The sequence below is a fragment of the Arenibacter sp. S6351L genome (assembly GCF_023016025.1).
Taxonomy (GTDB): domain Bacteria; phylum Bacteroidota; class Bacteroidia; order Flavobacteriales; family Flavobacteriaceae; genus Arenibacter; species Arenibacter algicola_B.
Genome location: NZ_JALKBB010000009.1, coordinates 150,119 through 172,166 on the forward strand (window position 1 = coordinate 150,119; position 22,048 = coordinate 172,166).

General features: G+C 39.1%; 21 protein-coding genes and 1 riboswitch. Of the genes, 9 read left to right on the forward strand and 12 right to left on the reverse strand.

The window, feature by feature from the left end; all coding sequences use genetic code 11:
- Positions 1-88: 88 nt before the first annotated feature.
- Together MWU82_RS09970 and gndA are read right to left on the reverse strand one after the other, a co-directional pair.
- Positions 89-370, reverse strand: coding sequence for a hypothetical protein (locus tag MWU82_RS09970; protein WP_215947484.1), 282 nt, complete (start codon positions 368-370; stop codon positions 89-91).
- Between the two features lie 86 nt (positions 371-456).
- Complete coding sequence (gndA, locus tag MWU82_RS09975; RefSeq protein ID WP_247096260.1) at positions 457-1,863, reverse strand: NADP-dependent phosphogluconate dehydrogenase; 1,407 nt, start codon at positions 1,861-1,863, stop codon at positions 457-459.
- Positions 1,864-2,052: 189 nt separating this feature from the next.
- Between gndA and zwf the strand changes: the two genes are divergently transcribed.
- Together zwf and pgl are read left to right on the forward strand one after the other, a co-directional pair.
- Positions 2,053-3,585, forward strand: coding sequence for a glucose-6-phosphate dehydrogenase (gene zwf / locus MWU82_RS09980; RefSeq protein ID WP_247096261.1), 1,533 nt, complete (start codon positions 2,053-2,055; stop codon positions 3,583-3,585).
- Positions 3,586-3,610: 25 nt separating this feature from the next.
- Positions 3,611-4,321 carry a 6-phosphogluconolactonase gene (gene pgl / locus MWU82_RS09985; RefSeq protein WP_247096262.1) on the forward strand — a complete coding sequence of 237 codons (711 nt, stop codon included), beginning with the start codon at positions 3,611-3,613 and terminating at the stop codon, positions 4,319-4,321.
- On the opposite strand, the gene MWU82_RS09990 is transcribed toward pgl, so the two are convergent.
- The 6 genes from MWU82_RS09990 to MWU82_RS10015 all read right to left on the reverse strand — a co-directional run bounded on the left by MWU82_RS09990 (position 4,318) and on the right by MWU82_RS10015 (position 9,745).
- Positions 4,318-4,869, reverse strand: a complete 552-nt coding sequence (locus tag MWU82_RS09990) for an acyl-CoA thioesterase (protein WP_215947480.1) — start codon at positions 4,867-4,869, stop codon at positions 4,318-4,320. The two genes, pgl and MWU82_RS09990, sit on opposite strands and share 4 nt — an antisense overlap.
- A gap of 5 nt (positions 4,870-4,874) precedes the next feature.
- Complete coding sequence (locus MWU82_RS09995; protein ID WP_247096263.1) at positions 4,875-5,231, reverse strand: 6-phosphogluconate dehydrogenase; 357 nt, start codon at positions 5,229-5,231, stop codon at positions 4,875-4,877.
- 18 nt (positions 5,232-5,249) lie between these two features.
- On the reverse strand, positions 5,250-6,599 hold the full coding sequence (gene rmuC, locus MWU82_RS10000) for a DNA recombination protein RmuC (protein ID WP_215947478.1): 1,350 nt from the start codon (positions 6,597-6,599) through the stop codon (positions 5,250-5,252).
- A gap of 64 nt (positions 6,600-6,663) precedes the next feature.
- Positions 6,664-7,458, reverse strand: a complete 795-nt coding sequence (locus MWU82_RS10005) for an ABC transporter ATP-binding protein (RefSeq protein ID WP_247096287.1) — start codon at positions 7,456-7,458, stop codon at positions 6,664-6,666.
- Between the two features lie 109 nt (positions 7,459-7,567).
- Complete coding sequence (locus MWU82_RS10010) at positions 7,568-8,599, reverse strand: iron ABC transporter permease (RefSeq protein WP_247096264.1); 1,032 nt, start codon at positions 8,597-8,599, stop codon at positions 7,568-7,570.
- Positions 8,600-9,745: an ABC transporter substrate-binding protein gene (locus MWU82_RS10015; protein ID WP_247096265.1), complete on the reverse strand. Its 1,146-nt coding sequence runs from the start codon at positions 9,743-9,745 to the stop codon at positions 8,600-8,602.
- Positions 9,746-10,004: 259 nt separating this feature from the next.
- Positions 10,005-10,222: riboswitch (cobalamin riboswitch) on the forward strand.
- A gap of 32 nt (positions 10,223-10,254) precedes the next feature.
- Here MWU82_RS10015 and MWU82_RS10020 point away from each other — a divergent pair.
- Both MWU82_RS10020 and MWU82_RS10025 read left to right on the forward strand, forming a co-directional pair.
- Positions 10,255-12,099, forward strand: a complete 1,845-nt coding sequence (locus tag MWU82_RS10020; protein WP_215947476.1) for a TonB-dependent receptor — start codon at positions 10,255-10,257, stop codon at positions 12,097-12,099.
- A gap of 15 nt (positions 12,100-12,114) precedes the next feature.
- A complete protein-coding gene (locus tag MWU82_RS10025; protein WP_215947475.1) occupies positions 12,115-13,170 on the forward strand; it encodes a DUF5074 domain-containing protein in 1,056 nt (351 codons plus the stop codon).
- 167 nt (positions 13,171-13,337) lie between these two features.
- Here MWU82_RS10025 and MWU82_RS10030 read toward each other — a convergent pair whose 3' ends face one another.
- Both MWU82_RS10030 and MWU82_RS10035 read right to left on the reverse strand, forming a co-directional pair.
- Entirely contained in the window at positions 13,338-14,810 is a 1,473-nt protein-coding gene (locus tag MWU82_RS10030) for a S41 family peptidase (RefSeq protein ID WP_247096266.1), read from the reverse strand.
- A gap of 93 nt (positions 14,811-14,903) precedes the next feature.
- Positions 14,904-16,397 (reverse strand): S41 family peptidase, encoded by a 1,494-nt coding sequence (locus MWU82_RS10035; protein WP_247096267.1) that lies wholly within the window; start codon positions 16,395-16,397, stop codon positions 14,904-14,906.
- A 242-nt stretch (positions 16,398-16,639) separates the two neighbouring features.
- Here MWU82_RS10035 and MWU82_RS10040 point away from each other — a divergent pair, with 242 nt between their 5' ends.
- From MWU82_RS10040 to MWU82_RS10060, 5 genes are all read left to right on the forward strand, one after another.
- Positions 16,640-17,149 carry an RNA polymerase sigma factor gene (locus MWU82_RS10040; RefSeq protein WP_215947472.1) on the forward strand — a complete coding sequence of 170 codons (510 nt, stop codon included), beginning with the start codon at positions 16,640-16,642 and terminating at the stop codon, positions 17,147-17,149.
- Positions 17,136-17,558, forward strand: coding sequence for a hypothetical protein (locus tag MWU82_RS10045; RefSeq protein ID WP_215947471.1), 423 nt, complete (start codon positions 17,136-17,138; stop codon positions 17,556-17,558). Before MWU82_RS10040 ends, MWU82_RS10045 begins: the two co-directional genes overlap by 14 nt.
- Positions 17,559-17,568: 10 nt before the next feature.
- Positions 17,569-18,114: a DUF4252 domain-containing protein gene (locus MWU82_RS10050; protein WP_247096268.1), complete on the forward strand. Its 546-nt coding sequence runs from the start codon at positions 17,569-17,571 to the stop codon at positions 18,112-18,114.
- 70 nt (positions 18,115-18,184) lie between these two features.
- Positions 18,185-18,730 (forward strand): DUF4252 domain-containing protein, encoded by a 546-nt coding sequence (locus tag MWU82_RS10055; protein ID WP_215947469.1) that lies wholly within the window; start codon positions 18,185-18,187, stop codon positions 18,728-18,730.
- A gap of 268 nt (positions 18,731-18,998) precedes the next feature.
- Positions 18,999-19,814: a mechanosensitive ion channel domain-containing protein gene (locus tag MWU82_RS10060; protein ID WP_215947468.1), complete on the forward strand. Its 816-nt coding sequence runs from the start codon at positions 18,999-19,001 to the stop codon at positions 19,812-19,814.
- A 127-nt stretch (positions 19,815-19,941) separates the two neighbouring features.
- Here MWU82_RS10060 and purB read toward each other — a convergent pair whose 3' ends face one another.
- Positions 19,942-21,285 (reverse strand): adenylosuccinate lyase, encoded by a 1,344-nt coding sequence (purB, locus tag MWU82_RS10065; protein ID WP_215947467.1) that lies wholly within the window; start codon positions 21,283-21,285, stop codon positions 19,942-19,944.
- Between the two features lie 105 nt (positions 21,286-21,390).
- A complete protein-coding gene (locus MWU82_RS10070) occupies positions 21,391-21,951 on the reverse strand; it encodes an adenylosuccinate lyase (RefSeq protein ID WP_247096269.1) in 561 nt (186 codons plus the stop codon).
- Positions 21,952-22,048 lie beyond the last annotated feature (97 nt).

Genomic DNA, 22,048 nt, shown 5'->3' on the forward strand with positions numbered 1-22,048 from the left:
GAAGCCGGGATATGGCAACCATATTTTAATTTTATAGGAACAATTTGAAGCTGTCTTAGGTAGGTAACTTAATAAAGACGATATGCGTTTATTTGAAGAGAATGAAAAGAGTTGCAACGAGAGTTAATGCTATAACAAGAAAAATAAACATTTCTCTATTACGATCTTTAAGGGCCCTGTTTTTTATCCGATCCTTTATTTTTTTTAATTCTATTTCGGATACTTTCTTGAAGTTCAATTTTGTAAGTGCAGGCACGGTATCGGAATATATATTATCCCTATTGTTATCCTTAAACCGTGCTCGATTGGAAGGTTTTAGAGAGCGATTCTGATTCACTCTATTGTTCATGTCCTGAATGCTTCCGCTCATATTAAATTTTTTGGGCTACTTTCATGTTATATTAAAAATAGCCCAAAAAAAACTTATAAGCAAACGTTTGTTTTATCCGTAGGGTATTACTCCCATTCTGTATGGAAGATGCCTTCCATATCCGTCCTCTCATAGGTGTGCGAACCAAAGTGATCGCGCTGCGCCTGAATAAGGTTTAAAGGCAACCTGCCAGAGGTGTAGGCATCAAAATAGATTAAAGAGTTGGAAAGACCTGGCAATGGAATGCCATTTTTGGCCCCATATGCTACAAGATTCCTAGTGGCCCCTACAGTAGATTGCACCTTGGGAACAAACTGTGGGGATAGCAAAAGGTTTGGCAATTGCTTGTCCTTGGTAAAAGCCGCGGATATGTCTTCCAACAAACCGGCGCGGATAATACATCCCGCTCTCCAAATTTTGGCTATTACAGAAAGATCTAGATCGTAGCCATATTCCTTGGAGGCATCTGCCAATTGATGGAGTCCTTGTGCATAAGTGGTGATAAAGGAAAAGTAAAGTGCTTCCTCCGCCCATTTTGCCATTTCCTTTTTGTCCATTATTGCTGGCTCTGGCCTATTGTATAGCTTATCTGCCAAAACCCTTTCTTCCTTCAAGGCCGATATTTCCCTCATACTTACGGCTATATCTATACTTGGGATGGGAATACCCAGGTCCATGGCATTTTGGGATGTCCATTTACCGGTACCCTTTTGTTTGGCTTTGTCCAATATCTTGTCTACCAATCTGCCATCGCCCTTGTCATCTTCCTGTTTAAAAATCTCAGCGGATATTTCTATTAAAAAGGATTGTAATCTACCCTTGTTCCAGGAATCAAAAATGGCATGAAGTTCATCATTATTGTACTTGCCTGCTTTTTTTAGAAGGTCATATATTTCTGAAGTAAGCTGCATTAAGCCATACTCAATGCCGTTATGTACCATTTTTACATAGTTTCCGGCAGATTTAGGGCCTAAATAGGCTACGCATGGCTCTCCTTTAAATTTGGCAGAGACAGCCTCAAATATAGGCTGCACCTCCTTGTAGGCTTCTTTGTTTCCCCCCGGCATTATACTGGGGCCCCGCCTGGCACCTTTTGCACCTCCGGAGACACCAGAGCCGAAAAAGTGAATTCCTTTACTTTGTAAATAAGTCTCCCTACGATCGGTATCGGTAAAAAATGAATTTCCACCATCTATAATAAGGTCGTTCTTGTCCAAATATGGCAAAAGACTTTCAATTACGGAGTCCACTATTTTACCGGCAGGCACTAAAAGCATAATTTTTCTAGGCTGTGATAAGGATTGTACGAAATGTTCAATATTGGTGGAGGCATTTACTCTTTTGGTGTCTTGTCCTTCTTCGATCAGTACATTTACTTTTTCATCATCAAGATCGTATCCCATAGCCGAAAAGTTGTTATCCGCAACGTTTAAAATAAAATTACGTCCCATTACCCCTAGGCCAATCAATCCAAAATCATATGTGTTTTCCATGTTTTTTCCTTAAAGTTATTTAACAAAATAAAGTGGCTTTTGTTAAGTGTCCTTGTTTATAAATGAATAATCTAAATTAGTTTTATCTTCGCACGATAATTCAAAAATCAAAAATAGTCAATTAAACGGTTTTTAGAACCAAAGTTTTAAATTCCCAACAAATTGAACAAAACTTCCAATAATTATATTATGAATAAAACGGCAAATCAAATGCTTGTTATTTTTGGGGCATCAGGAGATTTAACTGCTAGAAAGCTGGTACCAGCTTTATTTAACTTGTACAAGGCAAAACAGCTTCCTGAGAATTTCGTGGTTTTGGGAGTAAGTAGGAGTAACATGACCGATGGTGAGTTTAGGAGGAAGGTAGTCCAGGAGAGTACTTACCTCAAGGATAAGGTAAAGGACGCATCTTCTGATTTTATAAATACTTTTGCCGACAAGTTTTTTTATGAGGATCTGGGCGAGGATTACAATAAGGAATACAGTAAGTTGGCCACCAGGATATCTGATTTAAATACTAAATTCAGTACCGAGGGCAACTATATTTTTTATCTTTCCACTCCACCCAGTCTCTACGAGTTAATTGCAAAAAATCTTTCCGAGCAAGGTTTGAATAACGAAGCCGAAGGTTGGAAGCGAATCATTGTTGAAAAACCATTTGGCTATAGTTTGGAGACGGCCAAAAATCTAAATATTGGTCTGCAAACTTATTTCAAGGAGTCCCAGATCTATAGAATTGACCATTATTTGGGCAAGGAAACGGTTCAGAATTTATTGGTGACCCGTTTCTCCAATAGTATTTTTGAACCACTTTGGAACAGAAATTACATACACCATATAGAAATTACCAATGCCGAAAGTGTTGGCGTGGAAAAAAGGGGTGGGTATTATGATAAATCCGGTGCGCTTCGGGATATGTTCCAGAACCATTTAATGCAGATAGTCTCGTTAATCGTGATGGAGCCACCAATAGATGCCAGCGCTCAGGAAATTAGGAACGAAAAGGTCAAGGCATTAAAATCATTGCGAATTATGCGCGATGAGGAAACCTTGTATAATAATACGGTAAGGGCGCAATACCTGTCATCTGTTATAGACGGTAAAAAAGTTAAGGGGTATAGGGAAGAGGAAGGTGTTGATCCCAATTCCAAAACGGAGACCTATGCCGCCATTAAATTTTTCGTGGATAATTGGAGGTGGAAAGACGTTCCTTTCTATGTACGTACCGCTAAAAGAATGCCTACCAAGGTAACAGAGGTGGTGATACATTTTAAATCGCCGCACCACCAAGTGTTTAAAAATTCGGATATGAACAACAAGGACAACCAGTTGATCATTCGGATTCAACCGGATGAAGGCATCCTTATTAAATTTGGGGTGAAAGTCCCAGGGCAGGGCTTTACCGTAGAACGCGCCAATCTGGACTTTTACTATTCCAATCTGGCAGATAACAATGTAATGGACGCTTACGAAAGATTGTTGTTGGATGCCATGCAGGGCGATGCTACCCTTTATGCCAGAGCGGATGAAGTGGAAGCGGCATGGGAGTTTGTTGATCCTATATTGGACTATTGGAAGAATGGTTCGGATGTTAACATATATGGTTATTCTTCCGGAGTTTGGGGCCCAACCAATTCGGACCGTTTACTGGAAGGGGACTTAAAGTGGAGGAATCCCGGGGAAAACTTGGCCGATGATCCTGGTTTCTGTGTTATAAAGTAATTATTAATTCAATAAAATATAAGAGATGCATATTAATATATCTCCAACCAAAACGGAAGTTGCCAAAAACTTTTCCGATTATTTGGAAGAACTGATAAAAGAAAACAAAACAACCCATATAGCTTTGTCCGGAGGTAGTACCCCTAAGGTGGTCTTTGATTATATGGCAGAGCATTATAAGGATGTGGATTGGTCTACGGTTCATTTGTATTGGGGAGATGAACGATGTGTTCCTCCTACCGATTCGGAAAGTAATTATAAAATGACGGTAGATCACCTATTGTCCAAGATAAATTTTCCCAAAGATAATATTCATCGTGTCCTTGGGGAAGACCTGCCGGAATTGGAGGCCGGAAGATACGGAAAGGTCTTGGAAGAGGAATTGCCCATAGTGGACAACATACCTCAGTTTGATTTGGTTATCCTAGGTATGGGCGATGACGGACATACAGCATCTATTTTTCCACATGAAATAGGCCTATGGGACTCAACGAATAACTGTGAAGTAGCTATTCATCCAGATTCGGGTCAAAGAAGGATTACCATAACCGGGAAGCTGATCAATAACGCCAAAATGGTTGCGTTTTTAGTGACAGGTAGTAGTAAGGCAGAAAAAGTCAGGTCCATAATTACCAAGGAAGAAGGCCATGAAAGTTATCCAGCTTCTTTAGTAGCTCCTTCATCTGGGGAGTTGATTTGGTTCTTGGACGAGGAGGCCGCAGCCCAAATCAACTAGGCGGGATCCAGATTAATTTTTACATTCTCGTTATCCAGATCTTTTAAGTGGTCATTAATTTTAAATTGTGACGATTCAAATGTACTGCTTCGTGACATTGATTGTTTTTTTCGTTGAATGCTACGTGCAAACCTGCGAACCCCCTGTTCGTCTTCAATGATCAAACCTGGTACAGGAGTGCTTCGGCCATCTGCATCTTTGGCTACCATAGTAAAATAGGAGGAATTGCAATGTTTCTTTTTTCCTGTGGTTACATTTTCGGATTCTACCCGGACACCAATGACCATGGAGGTTCGTCCCGTGTAGTTTACGGAGGCCTTCAACGTAATTAATTCCCCGACCTCAATGGGATTTAAAAAATCTACCTTGTTCACTGATGCTGTAACACAATACTTTCTGGAGTGTTTGGAGGCACAGGCAAAGGCTATTTGGTCCATTAGGTTTAATATGTGGCCACCGTGTACCTTTCCCCCAAAATTGGAATGGGAAGGCAGCATTAATTCGGTTATGGATACTCTGGATTGTCTGGCAGTTTTAAATTTGTCCATTGTTTTTAGTTTAAGTGTGGAGAGTTTTCCTTTTCTACAGAAGTGACAAAATATTTGGTGTCTCCCAACCAAAAGAAGGTCCTGTAACGCTCTATATAGGTCACTTTAACATAAGATCCCTGATATTCCTTTAACTTGGCAATTACATCGTCCTTTAAAACCGAAAAGGAAAATATTTGTGCGCCCGATATTCCTTGGCTAATCTCGCCTTCCCATGTTTTTATAAGTACTCCTTTATTGCTTATTTTTATAAGTTCCCCTGAGCGGATACCTTCGCTATAGGGAACAAAATATACAAATAAAAAATAGGCGGTCATCACTAAGACCAGGCCGAGCAGGGTTAATCCGAGTATTTTTTTCATACTGATTGTTTAAGTTAACTATAGTAAGGTCAAAGGTTCCTCATTCTCGTCATCATCATCCTGAGCTCTTTTCAGGAGAGATTCAGGGATGGATTTTTTAGCCTTGGCGCCCATTTTCTTTAATTTCTCTATGCTGGTAATTATATTCCCTCTGCCATCGACCAATTTGTTCATTGCTCCCTTGTATTCGGACTTAGCTTCATCCATTTTTTTGCCAACTTTCATCAAATCCCCAACAAAGCCTTCAAACTTATCATATAGGGCTCCTGCCTGACGTGCAATTTCAATGGCATTGCGTTGCTGTTTTTCATTGTTCCACATGGTATCAATAGTACGTAAGGTAGCCAATAGGGTGGAAGGGGTTACTATGATTATATTCTGTTCAAATGCCTTGTTGTACAGGTTGTTATCGTTGTTTATTGCAATGGCAAATGCAGGTTCTATAGGAACAAACATGAGTACAAAATCCGGGCTCTCCATTTCGTAAAGGTCCTCATATTTCTTGGCAGAAAGTTGGTCCACATGCCTTCTCAGGGAATTGATATGATCTTTTAGAAATTTCTCCTTCAGTTCATCCTCGGCATTTACATATCGTTCATAATCTGTAAGGGAAACCTTGGAATCCACGATCATCTTTTTGCCATCGGGCAGGTTTATGATAACATCGGGCAGCACTCGGCTTCCGTCTTCACGGGTAAAGCTTTGTTGTACCGTATATTCCCGATCTTTTTCCAGACCCGACTTCTCCAGAACTCGTTCCAATACCAATTCGCCCCAATTGCCCTGCATTTTACTGTCCCCTTTTAGGGCTTTGGTAAGGTTTTCGGCTTCTTGGGTGATTTTAAGATTTTGAGTTTGAAGATTGGCCAATTGTTCCTTTAGGGCGGAATGCATGCCTACACTTTCTTTTTGACTGTCCTCGACCTTCTTTTCAAAAAGAATTATTTTCTCTTGTAAAGGAGTTAATATGTTTTTAATGTTTTCCCTATTCTGTTCTGTAAACTTGGTGCTTTTTTCATCTAAAATTTTATTGGCCAAATTCTCGAACTCCTTGGTAAACTTTTCCTGTAATTTTTCTACTTCCCCTTTTTGTTCCCGATTTTTAAGGTCTAAATTCTCCATTTCCGCCTGATAGCGGACAATTCTATTCCCCAATTGCTCCTTTTCGGATTGTAATTGGGTTTTATGCTCTTCTGCATCAATAAGCCTCTGTTCCAAGGTGCTGAGGTTTGTTCTCAATTGTTGTTCCCGCTCCAAAAGGGCGCTTTGACTGGATTTCGTTTTTAGATTTTGGATATAATTCCCTAGAAAATATCCAATGGCAAGGCCTACTAGGGCAAGGACTGCATATACTAGCAATTCATTCATTTAGTTATTGATCTTTGCTGTAAAGATAGTGGATTGTGTTAAAAAAAAGTGATGTTGACTTTTATTACTTATTAACTCTAAAAGAACCTGTTTGTGCATCGAAAATAATAATGTCTGCGGGGAAAAGATTTTCAAAACTTTTCTTTTCTATCAATTCGCAAGGTGATCCAAAGGTACTCTGGTTTTTTTCCAATATCAACATTTTGTCGCACAGCTGGATGGCAATTTCAATTTCGTGGGTAGTAAAGAGAATGGTCTTTTTTGTTGTATGGGCAATAGATTTGAGCAATTTCAATATTTGGACCTTATGGTATAGATCCAAATGTGTCGTAGGCTCATCCAGTAAAATTAGCTGGGTGTCCTGGGCTATGGCCCTAGCGATCATTACCCGCTGTAATTGTCCATCACTAAGTTCGTAACACTTTTTAGACTTTAATTCTGACATCTGGACCATGTCCAATGCCAAGGAGATCTTTTCCATATCATCCTCGGTAAGGGTCCCTATCCAATTGGTGTATGGCTGCCGACCTAGACTGATGAGTTCCAGCACCGTTAAATTTTTGGAAGCGATGGGTTCTGTTAGTACAACACTTACTTCAGCGGCCAGTTGGGCTATAGTGTGCTGTTCCAAAGGAACTCTGTCTAAAGTGATACTGCCGGATAATTTGGGCTGTATATTGCCAAGGGTTCGCAATAAAGTAGACTTCCCAATACCATTAACGCCAACAATGCCGGCAAGTTCACCTTTAACTAGATAAAAATCAATATCCCGGGCAATGTAGGACTGTTGCTTCTTGTTGGTATAACCTATGCTCAGGTTTTCCGTTTTTAGGGCGATATGGGGAGTACTTGTATCTATCTGAGGTGAATTTTTGTTGCTAAGTTATTGGTTTTTCCTGTTTTAATATCTCTTTTTAGGCTACTTATTCATAGAAGCTACTCTACCGCTGCCCGATACTGATCGGAAATTAAAAAATCATTTTCCTTTTCCTCAAGAGCAGCCAAATAACCACTGGCGCCCCAATGATGGATGTTATGGCGTTAATGGGTAAAACACTGGCCGAATTGGGCATTTGTGCAATTGTATCGCAGATCAGCATTAAAATGGCACCGTAAATCAACACGGCCGGTACCAAAATTTTATGATCGGTGGTATTGAAAATCTGTCGGGTCAAATGTGGAACTGCCAGGCCTATAAAGGCAATAGGGCCTGCAAAAGCGGTTACACCACCGGCCAATAATCCTGTGGCAACAATTATAGCATACCGGGATTGCTTCATGTTTACGCCCAGACTCCTGGCGTAACTTTCCCCTAATAGTAATGCGTTCAAAGATTTTATGGAAAAAATACTGATCAAAATTCCAATCGCTATGATCATTAACAATAACAAAAGCTGATTCCATGATAAATTACCAATGCTTCCAAAAGACCAATATACATATTGCTGTAATTTTTCGGCCGTGGAGAAGTAGGATAGCACACTTACTACTGCAGTGGTAATGCTACCGAACATTAGGCCTATGATAAGTAGTGCCATAGTATCCTTTACCTTGGATGCAACTACCATAACGGCCAATAGTACCAGAAAGCTACCGATACTGGATGCCAATGCCAAGGAAATATCATTTACCATGCCGAAGGCAAATATCCCGGAGAATAGGGCGGACCCTAAAATTAATAGGGCAGCACCTAAACTTGCGCCCGCGCTTATGCCCAATACAAAGGGACCGGCCAAGGGGTTTCTGAATAAGGTCTGCATCAACAAACCACTTAAGGCCAAACCACTACCTACCAAAATGGCGGTAAACGCTTTGGGAATTCGGTAGTTCCAAATAATATAGCTCCAAGAATCCACCTTGGTAGGTCTGCCCATTATAGCGTTCAATGTGTCCTCTAAGGGAATGGATACGGAGCCCAAGCTGATGTTCATCATGAAACAAACCAACATAACCAATAGCAGGAGGATAAAATAGATTCTATATGTTTTTAGTTGCAGCACTTAATCCAAGGGTTTAAAAAAGGTGGGCGTATAGTTGGGAAGCAGCTCCGGGTGAAAAATTTGGATAAGGTCTTTTAGTACCAAATCCGGTCTGTTTGGTGCCAGTTCAAAATAGAGCAATCCCCCTGTTTCCCCTGTGGAATTGGCATAGGTATATACCTTCTTATTGCTGAAAGCAGAAAATTGGGCATAATGCTGGTTGGCTTCCTTTAGTTCCAAATAGCTGCCAAATTGTGAAGGGGAGATCCAAAAATCGGCATCATAAGCCCGCTCAATTACACTTTCTAAACTTAAAGATAGGCTTCCGGTGGAGGAGGTGCTGTTCCATAAATATTCAGCGTTTGCATCTTCTATAAATTTGGAGGCCCAGCTTTTTCCGCCCGGCAGGTACCATATATCCTTATAAAGGGCTCCGCTTAAAACTTTAGGTCTGTTATTTGCCTTTTTTGCCAAGGCCTTGGCATTATTATAATTGTCCTCAATGGATTTGAAAATACTATCCGCCTCTTTTTCCTTTTGAAAAAATGGGGCGAAAAATTTTATCCATTCCGCTTTTCCCAAGGGAGTTTCTTCTGTCCAATCCCCATTGTACACTACGGGAATATTGGATCGTTGAATAGTTTCGTAGGCCTTGTTTTCGTGGTTAATGCTAAAACCTACCACTACTTCGGGGTTTAAGGCAATCACCATTTCTGAATTTAAGGATTCATTGTTGCCCAATTCCTGCACCAATCCCTCATTTATTCTTTTTCTGGTCATTGGGGAAGATACGTACTCCGTATCTGGGAATCCTATTAATTTATCAGCTTCTCCCAAAGCCTCCAGTGCAGGGATATGGGTTGTGGAGGTAACTACCATTTTTTCTACCGGAACACCTATTATGGCGTTATAGGCGTCTTTGTCCAAGGTAATGCTGGCCAATTTTTCTTTAGGCACCAAAGCATAGGTAAAACTATCTTCCGATTCTGGCCAAGGTGAGGATACTTTAATAATGGTTATATCGGATGTTGTCCTCTCAATTGTAAATCCTTGGGCATAATCTATGGTTATGGGCTGCGATAAAACGGCGCTGGAAATATTCTCCTTTTTAGGCTGTTTGCAAGAACAAATACATAGAAGGAGTAGATAAAGAAGGGCTTTGTTCAAGAGGCTAAAGGTTTGTTTAAAAATTCAAAAGTAGCATTAATTTCTTGAATCAAAATTTCTAAAAGCCTAACAATGGTCATAATTTATTGCGGCCAGAGTATTTATTTTTGGGCAAATCAAAAAATTATGAGAGGAGAGTCCAACACCCTAATATATATTATTGCCGCTGTCATAGTCTTACATTTTATAGTTGGTTTTATCTGGTTGGCCTATAAACTAAATAGAAAAAAGGACAGTGATACTTCCAAAAAAAAGTAGTAGTTTCGCTGCGAATTTTGGTTTCTATTCCCTAATGTTTGGGGGATAGGATTAAAAGGGAATTCGGTGAAACTCCGAAACTGTTCCCGCAACTGTGAGCTTAATCCATGTTTATTGGATGGCTATCATTTCTTCTAATACCACTGCCCTAAATTATGGGGTGGGAAGGTAAATGATAGTACGCAAGTCAGGAGACCTGCCATATTCATCACTAAATAGAATAGATCTTCGGGCAAAGGGTCTTCTTGGATATGGAAAAAAAGCGAATATTTTTATTTTCATTGGTACTCTTGGCCATTGCGCAGGTTTTTGGGCAAAGGGACAGCGTTATTGTTTTGGACGAGGTAGTTTTGAGCGATGCCAAACTGCTTCATTTTTCAAAAGGAACAAAAGTTAGGGTTGTCAATGATTCCGTTTATCAAAAAAGCGGCACATCACTTACCGATTTATTGAGGTATAATTCCAATATGTATTTTAAGGAAAATGGTTATGGAATGGTCTCTTCAGCTTCATTTCGGGGTACCAACGCCCAACAGACCGCTGTTGTTTGGAACGGGATAAATATAAATTCACAACTTACCGGCCAGACAGATTTCAATACTTTAATTCCAGGGAATTATGGGGATGTGGTGGTCAGAAGTGGCGGGGGCTCGGTGCAATACGGGAGTGGGGCCGTTGGGGGCACTATTCTTTTAAACGATAGCTTTAGGTTTAATAACGGCTGGAAAAATAGTTTACAGACAAGTTATGGTAGTTTTAATACCAGCAAACTTGCTTTTAATACTTCTCTTGGCAAAGAAAAAACGTCTTTTCATATCGGAATCAACCACATAGCTTCAGATAACGATTATAAGTATTTGGGTACTAATTTAAGGAATGAGAACGGTGCTTATGATCAATTTAATTTAAATGCCAATATTGGCATTATTTTGTCCGATCAGCAAATTATAAAGTTGTACCACAACACCTTTAGTGGGGACAGGGATTTTTCCGGGACCTTGACGGCCCCGGCCGATGAAAATTATAGGGATTTAAATCACAGGTCGCTCATAGAGTTGAGCAGCTTTAACGAACGTAAGGTCTCTCGTTTAAAAGTGGGGCATTTATATGAGCGTTATCGATATTTCCCAAATAAGCAAAGGGAGGAGTTTAGTTTTGGGCAAGCCAATACCGTCCTTGCCAACTACGATTATAAATATCAATTAAAGAAAATTACCTTAAATGGGATTATTGATTTTTCTTCCATATGGGCCAAAGGGACTTCTATTGAAAATGCCCAAAGAAATTTTGTTTCGGGCACTTTCCTATTCTCCCATGAACTTTCGGATAAATTGAGTTACGGTGTAAACTTGAGACAAGAAGTGGTCAGCGATTTTGATAGTCCTTTTCTTTTTTCATTGAACAGTAGTTATGAAGTAGCCAAAAACTACACCTTGGCTATTAATGCGTCCAAAAACCATAGAATTCCCACCTTCAATGATCTTTATTGGACAGGTGCCGGGGCTAGCGGTAATTTGGAGGTCTTGCCGGAAACCTCTTGGCAGGTGGAACTTGGTCAGACGGTTGCAGTGAAAAACATAGCACTTTCATTAAATGCCTATAGCATAACAACCGATAATTTAATTCAATGGCGACCCAATGCACAAGGAATTTGGATGGCAATGAATGTTCAGGATGTTTCCCAATATGGATTAGAACTGGGTTTTGATTGGAAGAAGAAATGGGAGAACCAAAATGTGGCCTGGGAAAGTGAATATAGCTTTACCAAATCTATAGACAATTCAACAAAAAATCAATTACTGTATGTGCCGGAGCATTTGTTGAGGTCAAACGTGGCCTATCAATATAAGAAGTTGGTAGCCTTTTATCAATTTTTATATAATGGTTCGGTCTACACTACCACAGATAACAGTGATAGTTTGCCCTCTTATACCATTGGCAATATAGGGATGGATTACCATTGGCCCGACATTCCCGAAATTAAATTTACTATAGGGGTTAGGGTGAACAATTTGTTTAATAAAGATTATCAGAATGTGGCCTATAGGCCTATGCCCAATAGAAATTTTCAATTACAATTAATTACTAAATTTTAAAAACAGCTAAAACAAATGAAGATTAGAAATGTATTTTTATCCTTGTTGACTATCGGTCTTACCTGGTCATGTTCCAATGATGATGAGGAGATTCAAGAGCCTATGGGCGATTACGCAAATGGAATATTGGTTTCCAATGAAGGTCCCTTTAGTAATGGTACGGGAACGGTCACTTTTATTTCCGAGGATCTGTCCGTAGTGAGTAACGAAATTTATAAAATGACGAATGATGAGGATCTTGGCAATGTTGTACAGTCTATAGGATTCACGGAGGATGAGGCGTTTATAGTGGCCAATGTCTCCAACAAGATAAATGTGGTAAATAGATATACTTTTGAAAAAATTGCTAGCATTACTGACGGATTGAACAACCCTAGGTATTTTATTGAAGCCAACGGCAAGGGATACGTTACCAACTGGGGTGATACCGCAGATGAAACAGATGATTTCGTAGCCATTATCAATCTTCAGGATTATACTGTGGAAGGTACCATATCCGTAGTTTTGGGCCCTGAGGCCATTTTGGCCAAGGACAATACGGTTTATGTGGCCCATCAGGGTGCTTGGGGACAGAACAATAAGGTTTCGGTTATCAATACCGCTTCCAATGAGGTAGTAAAAACACTTACAGTAGGGGATGTGCCCAGTTCCATGCAATTGGATGCCTCCGGAAATTTGTGGGTCCTGGCCTCAGGAAAACCCGCTTATACAGGGGATGAAACTGCAGGGGTACTTTCCAAGATCAATACCGCTTCCAATGAGGTGGATAGCAATATCCAATTCGAAACTACGCAACATCCAGGGGGTTTAAATTTAGACGGAGGTGATTTGTATTATAAATTAGGCGATAAGGTATATAAACAAAGTTTGTCCGCTACAAGTTTGGATCTGGATGTAGCATTGGAAGGCGTCAGTTTTTATACCATGGTCATAAACAATGGGAGATTATACGGTACTGATGCAGGGGATTATGCCAGTAATGGAACACTTACGGTTTATGATCTAAATACCAAAATAGCCATAGAAACCCTATCCGTAGGTATTATTCCTGGTGGTATTTACTTTAATTAGGCGTTTTTATCTTTAGGTTCGGTGACTAAATTAGTTAGTTGTAATTATAATAGTGGTAACGGCTGTAACCTAAAGAAACAGAAACCCCTCTTTTACATGGTAGCGACCTAGTAAAAGAGGGGTTTCTGTTTTATAGTTTGTGTATACTATTAATTCAAGTGTAGGGCTTATTGAAAAGTAATATCAACAGGTTTGTCCAGATACATATTATCTTTTATGGCCGTAAACATTTTGGAGTTGGATATTTCATTTACCGGAATTTTTACAGTAAAGTCCCTCTTCGCACTTGCACCTGTAATTTCTTGGATTGCCCTAGCAAATAAGGGTTCGTTTATATCCCCTAAAATCCCTAGATCCGCAAGATCTTCCTTTAAAACAACATCGGGCGCCAGGCCAGAGGTATAGTCCGAAAATCCGTCAGAATTTTCATTTCTCCCCATAAGCGGCTGCATTGCCCACCTATTGCTGGGATTTATTTTATTTTCCCTGTCGGATCTATAGATATAGTCATTGTCTATATCGTCTACCATGGTAACGGAAAATTCGTTCTTGCCCCTGGTAGTTTCGCCAATATGAAAAACATTAATATAGGGTGCCAGTCCGTTCATGACCAATTCACTGGCCGATGCGGAACTTCCTGTTGCCAGAACATATACCTTGCTAAGGTTTAGACTGTTCAAAGCTGTTCCAGAGTCTGTTTTATTTGCAAAATAATCCTCCAATTGCTCCTTATTCAGCATGGATTGTATTTTATCGTTCCATCGTTGTCTTACATATAATTCGCTGGTATTGGTACCATATACCATACTGGCCAATAATCTGGAACTGTTTACCGAACCTCCAGGGTTGTAACGAAGATCAAGTACCAATTCCGTTGCCCCTGCCGTTTTAAACTGTCCGAAAACCGTATTTAATTGTTCATTATAGCCACTGGTAAAACCGTTGTACATTAGATAGGCAATTTTGGTTCCGTTGACCTCTACGGTCTTCGCTACCAATATTGGGTTTTCTTGCAATCCTTCGGACTTAGTTAATGTTACTTCCTTATCATTATCTGTAACTACAGTACCAGAAATATCAGCCATACCAAGGGTATAGGTGTTTGAATTCCCAAAAAGTAAGCTTATATAATTGGCATCAGTGAGTTGAACCCCGTTCACTCTAGTAAAAATATCCCCTCTGGCTATATCTTTGTTGGAAGCATCGGAGTTTGGGATTATATATCGTACGTATCCAAAAAGATCCGTACTGCCCTCATTGCGCGCCAGGCCAAATTCAAGTCCATTGCTTTTAGACACACCACTCAGGGAATTTACGAGTGTTTCGTAATCATCTTCAACAAAACTAAACCTATCAATGGCAGAATTGCTGCCCACTATATTAGTGTGCTTGTAACAGGTTTGATAGAAGAACTCCTCTGGATCGGTATAGGATTCAAGATAGGCCACATAGTCGTCATTAGTGGTGAATCTGCTATCCCCTAAATTGGGGGCATCCGCCTGCCAAAAATACCAGAGATTTAGGCCTTGCCACATAAAGTTCTGCACAGTTGATTCCTTTGGATAGACGAATGCGTCATCATCCTTATCCGAACAGGAAAGAACTATGGTTATTAAGAGTAGGCCTAGGATTTTTTTCATAATGTAATTGTATTATTAATTGTGTCGCACATTATATTGATCAGCCTATGTTAATCTTTGTAGGCTAAAGCGGCACCTTATACAGAGCACTGGCTACTGTTTTTCTTTCAAGTTTAAGGGTTTTTTGATATCCATAAACATATTATCCTTGATCTTTGTGAACATTTTGGAACTACTTACCAATTTAACCGGCATATCCACTGTAAAATCTATTTTTGCAGTAGTTCCTGTAATCTCGGCAATGGCCTTGGCCAACAGGGGTTCATTCATAGTGCCCAATACGCCTAAATTGGATAGATCCTCACTTAATAAAATATCAGGTGAAAGTCCGTCCGTATATTCAGAAAAGCCATTGGCATTTTCATTTCGTCCTATCAATGGTTGAATGGCCCAATGATTATCGGGGTTGATATTATCTTCCCTATCTGGGTCGTAAACATTGCCATTCTCAAAATCGTCTACAAAGGTAACCGAAAATTCATTCTTCCCAGTCGTTGTGGTCCCTATATGGATTACATTTATGTAGGGGTCCAGGCCGTTCATAACTAATTCGCTTGCCGATGCGCTACTACCGGTTGCAATGATATAAACCTTGCTTAGGCCTAACGTATTTATAGGGGTATTGTTGTCCGTTGCGTCGGCAAAATATTCAATAAGGTCGGCGTCCTTAAACTCCGATTGCAGCTTTACATTATACCTGGCCTTCAGGAAAACACTATTGGTATAAGTGCCATAAATCATACTGGATAATAATCGGGCCGAATTGACCGATCCACCTGGATTGTACCTTAGATCCAATACTAGATCCGTAACGCCGGCAGATTTGAACTCGCCAAAGGCAGCATTCAATTGTTCGTCAAACTCGTTGGTAAAGCCATTGTACATTAAATAGCCTATTTTTTTACCTCCCGTTTCCAATACCTTGTTGATAAAGATTGGATTTTCGGTCAAGTTGGCTTCTTTTGTCAAGGAAACTTCCCTGTCTGTGTTGGTAATAACATTATTGGAGATTTCTGCCATATTTAAGGTGTAGGTATCACTATCACCAAATAACAGATCTATATAATTATCCAAGTTAAGGGATGTGCCATTTACACCGGTAAAAATATCCCCTCTTTGGATATCTTTGGTGGAGGCATTGGAATTAGGTACAATGTAGCGCACATATCCATAAACATCATCACTATCCACAAATAAGCTCAACCCGAATTCCAAACCATTACTCTTGGATATACCTGCAAAAGATTGTGTCAATTCTTCATAATCATCGGAATAAAAACTAAAGCGGTCTTCCGTGTAAAGTAATTTTTCGTCAAAAAATGTTCCAGGGTTTTCCTCGGTTTCCAAAAATGACACATAATCATCATAGGATGCAAAACGGTAATCCCCTAGGTCAGCTACATCACTTTGCCAAAAATAATAGGTATTCATGGTCTGCCACATAAAGTTTTGGACGGTTACATCTATTTCTGCTTCCGGGGTAGGAATAATTTCTTCTATTTCCTCAGCAACCAGGGGGTCATCATTCTTGCTACAACTAGTGAGGAACAAACTCAATACTAAAAAAACTAATAAATACTTCTTCATAATCTTTAATATAACGGCCAAAATATAACTAGTAGTGGCTTACAAATATCATTCCATTAAAAAAGTATGAATCAGTTTTGGGGAACGATTTTAATTATATACGGTAATATTGCCAATTTGGTTTCCGTTGCGCTAATTTACTTACATTGTAATGAATTGAAAACTAATTGTAACAAAATTCGATGTAAGTCGTCTTGCTATTGTAGGCCCGTTATTCAGGATTATAAAACAACTAAACCAAAATGCAGCAAACTGAGTTTTTAAATGTGGTTTTACCATTTAAGGATAAACTTTATAGACTGGCCAAGCGTTTATTGGTCTCTAAAGAAGAAGCTGAGGATGCCACACAAGAAATCCTAATGAAGTTATGGTCCAAGAATAAGATGATGGAAGGCTATAACAATGTGGAGGCTTATGCCATGATGATGACCAAGAATTTTTGCTTAGACCGACTTAAATCCAAACAGGCTGGAAACTTGAAATTGGTGCACAGCAATTACAGGGATGAAAATGTTTCACTACAAAATCAGGTGGAGGTTAGTGATAGTCTAAGTTGGATAGAAAGAATCATGGAGGAATTGCCGGAACAACAAAAAATGGTCTTACAGTTAAGGGATGTGGAACAGTATGAATTTGAAGAAATAGCGGATCTGTTGGGTATGAATGCTACAGCGGTTAGGGTAGCTTTATCCAGGGCGCGAAAAACAGTGAGGGAAAAATTAGTTCAAAAGCACAATTATGGAATTAAGTAATATAGAAAAATTATTGGAAAGGTATTTTGAAGCAACTGCTACTGTTGCCGAAGAAGAAATGTTGAGGGAATATTTTGCAAAGGAAGATGTTCCTTTACACTTAAAGAAATATGCCCCAATGTTTCAGTATTTTTCCATTGCCAAGGAAGAGAAGTTTACTGGACAGGTTCCGCTAAAACCCAGAAAAAAAAGTTATATAAAGTGGATTTCCGTTGCGGCTGTAAGCATTCTAATATTTGGAATATATTTTGGAAAAAGCTATCAAGAACAGAGAGAAGCGGAATACGCCTATCAGGAAACCAAAAAGGCATTAAGTCTTTTGGCCACCAATCTTGGTAAGGGAACCGAGAAAGTAGCTTATTTAAGGGAATTTGAAGTAACAAAACAAAAAATCTACAACAAAAATTAAATTAAAAAAGATGAAGAAGAATATCATAATAGTATTAGTAGCCGTGTTGCCTTTTATTGGGTTTTCGCAATCCATGTTCGATAAATTTGAAGATTTGGACAATGTAAGTGCCGTGGTTGTCAATGAAAGTATGTTTAAATTATTGAGCAAGATAAACGTTGAGGTCGATGATAAAGAGGCTCAGGATTTTATGGATATAGCCCAAAATCTGAAAAATTTAAAGGTTTTTATTACGGAGGATAAAAAGATTTCCTCAGACATGCAGATTACCATGGAGAAGTATTTAAAATCCTCCTCGTTACAGGAACTTATGAGGGTAAAGGATAAGGATGCCAACGTAAAGTTTTACATCAAGAGCGGAAAGGATGAAGACCATGTAAGCGAATTGCTAATGTTTGTTACCGGTATAAAAAATGGGAACGTGGAAATCAATGATAGGAAATTTGAAACGGTATTGCTATCGCTGACCGGGGATATAGATCTCAACAAGATTGGATCTTTAACCCAAAAGATGAATTTGCCTTCCGAGTTAAATAAGGCAGGTAAGAACAAGTAATAGTAGACTAGGGTAGTGGTTCAATAAAAAGACCATTGCCCTTGTTGATCAAAGCTTAATAACAAAGGAAATGAAAAAAAGAGTTGAAAAATTGGCCTGGGCAATGTTGCTGATCTTGGCAATGTCTGCATGTTCGTCAACACAAAGTCTACAGGAATATTATGTGGACAATGCGGATAATCCAAATTTTTTATCCGTCGATCTGCCGGTAAGCTTATTAAATATGGAGAAGGCCGATTTAACCGATGACCAAAGGGAAGCACTTGGGTCATTAAAAAAACTAAATATTCTGGCGTTTAAAATAACTGAGGATAACCATAATGAGTTTCAAAAGGAAAAAGCGAATATCAATGCCATCCTAAAAAATGGCAAATTTACGGAGCTGATGAAAATGAACACCAGTTACGGCAAAGCTTCCGTAAGATATTTGGGTGATGATGATGCCATTGATGAGGTAATCATCTATGGTGATAGTGAGGATAAGGGTTTTATGCTGGTCCGGGTTTTGGGCAAAAATATGAACCCAGCCAAATTGGTCCAATTTATGAAGGCTGTTGAAAAATCGGATTATAAAGGTGAAGGCTTGGGTGAAATCGGAAATTTTTTAAAAGGTTAAATAAAAAATTATATAATTCATAGTCAATATTGATTTAAAGCTCTGTGCGGCCAAACGGCAATTCAGGGCTTTTTTTATGGGTTATATTTTAGGACAGTCAACTTTATAACCGGATTATAAGTATTTCCTTGGTGTTTAATTAAGAGTCTAACAAGCACTTAATTCTTGGGTCCAAAGATTTCCATTTGGCGGGTCTTGTGGTAAGCAATTTCAAGAGTTTTTTTATTTTCTATATTAGTACTTACAAAAACACTAACTATATATTATCATGGAAAAAGCAGAAGAATGGCTTAATTACGGAATGGAATTGGCAAAGGAATTCGGACCTAAGGTGCTAACCGCATTGCTAATTTTTATTATTGGATTATGGGTTATTAAAAGAATTATTGGAGGTACAAGAAAGGTAATGTACAGCAGTAAATACGATGAATCCCTACAACGTTTTTTACTCAGTATGGTATCATGGGTCCTTAAAATATTTTTAATCTTAGTGGTCATTGGCCAGTTAGGGATAAATATAACCACTTTCGCCGCTGTGATCGCAGCGGCCGGTTTGGCTGTTGGCCTAGCGCTGCAGGGCTCATTGTCCAATTTCGCCGGTGGGGTTTTGATTATGATTTTTAAGCCCTACAAAATTGGAGATTTAATAGAGGCACAGGGAGTGTTGGGTAACGTAAAGGAAATTGAAATTTTCACTACAAAACTTATAACACCTCAAAATAAGTTGGCCATTGTGCCCAATGGGGCCATGGCCAATGGCAATATTATAAATTATACTGCCGAAGGTAAGATGAGGGTGGACACTACCATTGGTATTGGATATGGTGAGGATATCAAGAAGGCCAAGGAAGTATTATTAGCGGTATTGGAATCCAATTCAAAGGTGTTGAAAGACCCTGCGCCATCGGTTAACGTATCGGAGTTGGCGGATAGTTCCGTGAATTTTGCCGTACGTCCATTTTGTAAACCCGAAGACTATTGGACGGTGTATTTTGAGACATTGGAAAACTGTAAACTAGCACTGGATAAAGCAGGTATAGAGATACCATACCCACATCAGGTAGAGATACAAAAGAAAGGGTAAGTTTAGTCCCTTTGAATTGTCAATAAAAAAAGCAATCTAGGCTATAATTATTAGGTTCTAGATTGCTTTATATTTAAAAGAGGTTTTATTTTGACCCTTTATTAGGTATGTTGTAATAGGGTATTCTTTAAATACCCGTATAATTACTTGGGGTAATTTGTTTCAATTCGGATTTTATTTCTTCCGTTGTTTCCAAAGTATCGATAAAATTGGAAATGGACTGCTGTGTAATCTTCTCATTGGTACGTGTTAAGCCCTTCAATGCTTCATACGGATTGGGATAGGCCTCGCGCCTTAAAATGGTTTGGATTGCCTCAGCTACTACTGCCCAATTATTTTCTAGGTCTTGTTCAAACTTCTCCTTATTCAATAATAGTTTATTCAATCCCTTTAATGTAGATTGAAAGGCTATAAGTGTATGCCCAAAAGGCACGCCAACGTTTCTAAGCACCGTACTATCGGTTAAATCCCTCTGCAACCTGGAAATGGGAAGTTTGGCCGATAAATGCTCGAAAATGGCATTGGCTATACCCAAATTCCCTTCGGAGTTTTCAAAATCGATAGGGTTTACCTTATGGGGCATGGCGGAAGATCCCACTTCACCAGCTTTTATTTTCTGTTTAAAATAGTCCATGGAAACATAGGTCCAAAAATCCCTGTCCAAATCTATTATAATCGTATTGATCCTCTTGAGGCAGTCGAACAAAGCAGCCATGTGGTCGTAATGTTCTATCTGCGTAGTTGGAAAGGAATGGTGTAGGCCAAGCTTCTCCTGAACAAATTTTTGTCCAAAATTCCTCCAATCAATTTGGGGGTAGGCAACCTTGTGGGCATTATAGTTTCCTGTTGCTCCACCAAATTTTGCAGCACTGGGAATATCGTTGAGTAGATTGAATTGCTCTTCCAAACGAACAGTAAATACCTCGATCTCTTTTCCTAAGCGGGTGGGGGATGCAGGCTGTCCATGTGTTCTTGCCAACATTGGTACAGCTTCCCATTCCTTGACCAAAGCCGTTAACTTGTTCAATACCTCCAAATATTGGGGTACATAAACCTCGTTCATGGCCTCTTTAATGGAAAGTGGAATAGCAGTGTTGTTTATATCTTGTGAGGTAAGTCCAAAATGGATAAATTCTTTATGGGACTCCAAGCCTAATTTGTCGAACTCCTTTTTTATAAAATATTCAACGGCCTTTACATCATGGTTCGTTACCTTTTCAATTTCCTTAATGGCCATGGCGTCCTCTGAGTTAAAATCAATATAGATTTTCCTCAAATCATTAAATTTTGAATTGTCAAAATTTGAAAGCTGAGGAAGTGGAATTTCGCATAGTGCTATAAAATATTCAATTTCCACGCGCACCCTATATTTTATAAGTGCCTCTTCAGAAAAATATAAGGCAAGGGAATCTATCTTGTTTCTGTATCTGCCATCAATAGGGGATATGGCGTTTAATTTGTTTAATGACATCTTATGCTATTTGATTGATTTTGGAAAAGCGCAAAGATAGCTATAAGTTAAAGAGTTTAAAAGTGAAGCGGAAGATTGTTCTCTTATTTGTACAAAAGCCTTTGCCTACCTTAGTTTAGCTAAGGTCATCCTTGCCCTTGCCTTATAAGCTGCACTGCCATTTTGATAGTTCTGTTCCAGTATCATGCGCAATTCCGGATGGATCCAGCTAAACTTCCTGCCCAATAACAAAAGACTTGTCATAGAATATGCTTGGGCCGCTACTTTATGGTCACCTATAAGCCAATCAAAACAAGCGGAGGTTATGCTTTCCAAATGCTGTTCATGGAGTGCATCACGGGTTTTGTTTTCCTTCAATTGAAAGTAGGACTTCATAAGTATCTCACATATTTTTGCTACGGGTCTTACCGCTGGATCCAAATGCACCGAACCAATATTAAGGACAAAAATATCCATACTAGGAAAGAGGTAGCCCAAATGTTTTTTGGCAGTAAATTCCAAAACCCAGCATGCTTTACAGGAAACAGGGTCATCCACTTGAAATGCAATTTCCATTAGAGGTGCAATACTGGATGGATCGTTTAGTACAAGGTTGGACATTTCCATTCTTTTGGTCCTGGAATGATCAACGTAGTTAAGGGCGTTATAGAGTTCTAAGTAGGTCACAAATACACCTAAATATTAATTTTTTTGTTGGATTGTCAGTTTGGTGTTGTTTTATACACCTGTTATTAATCTAAGAAATAAATATAAAAAGAACTTT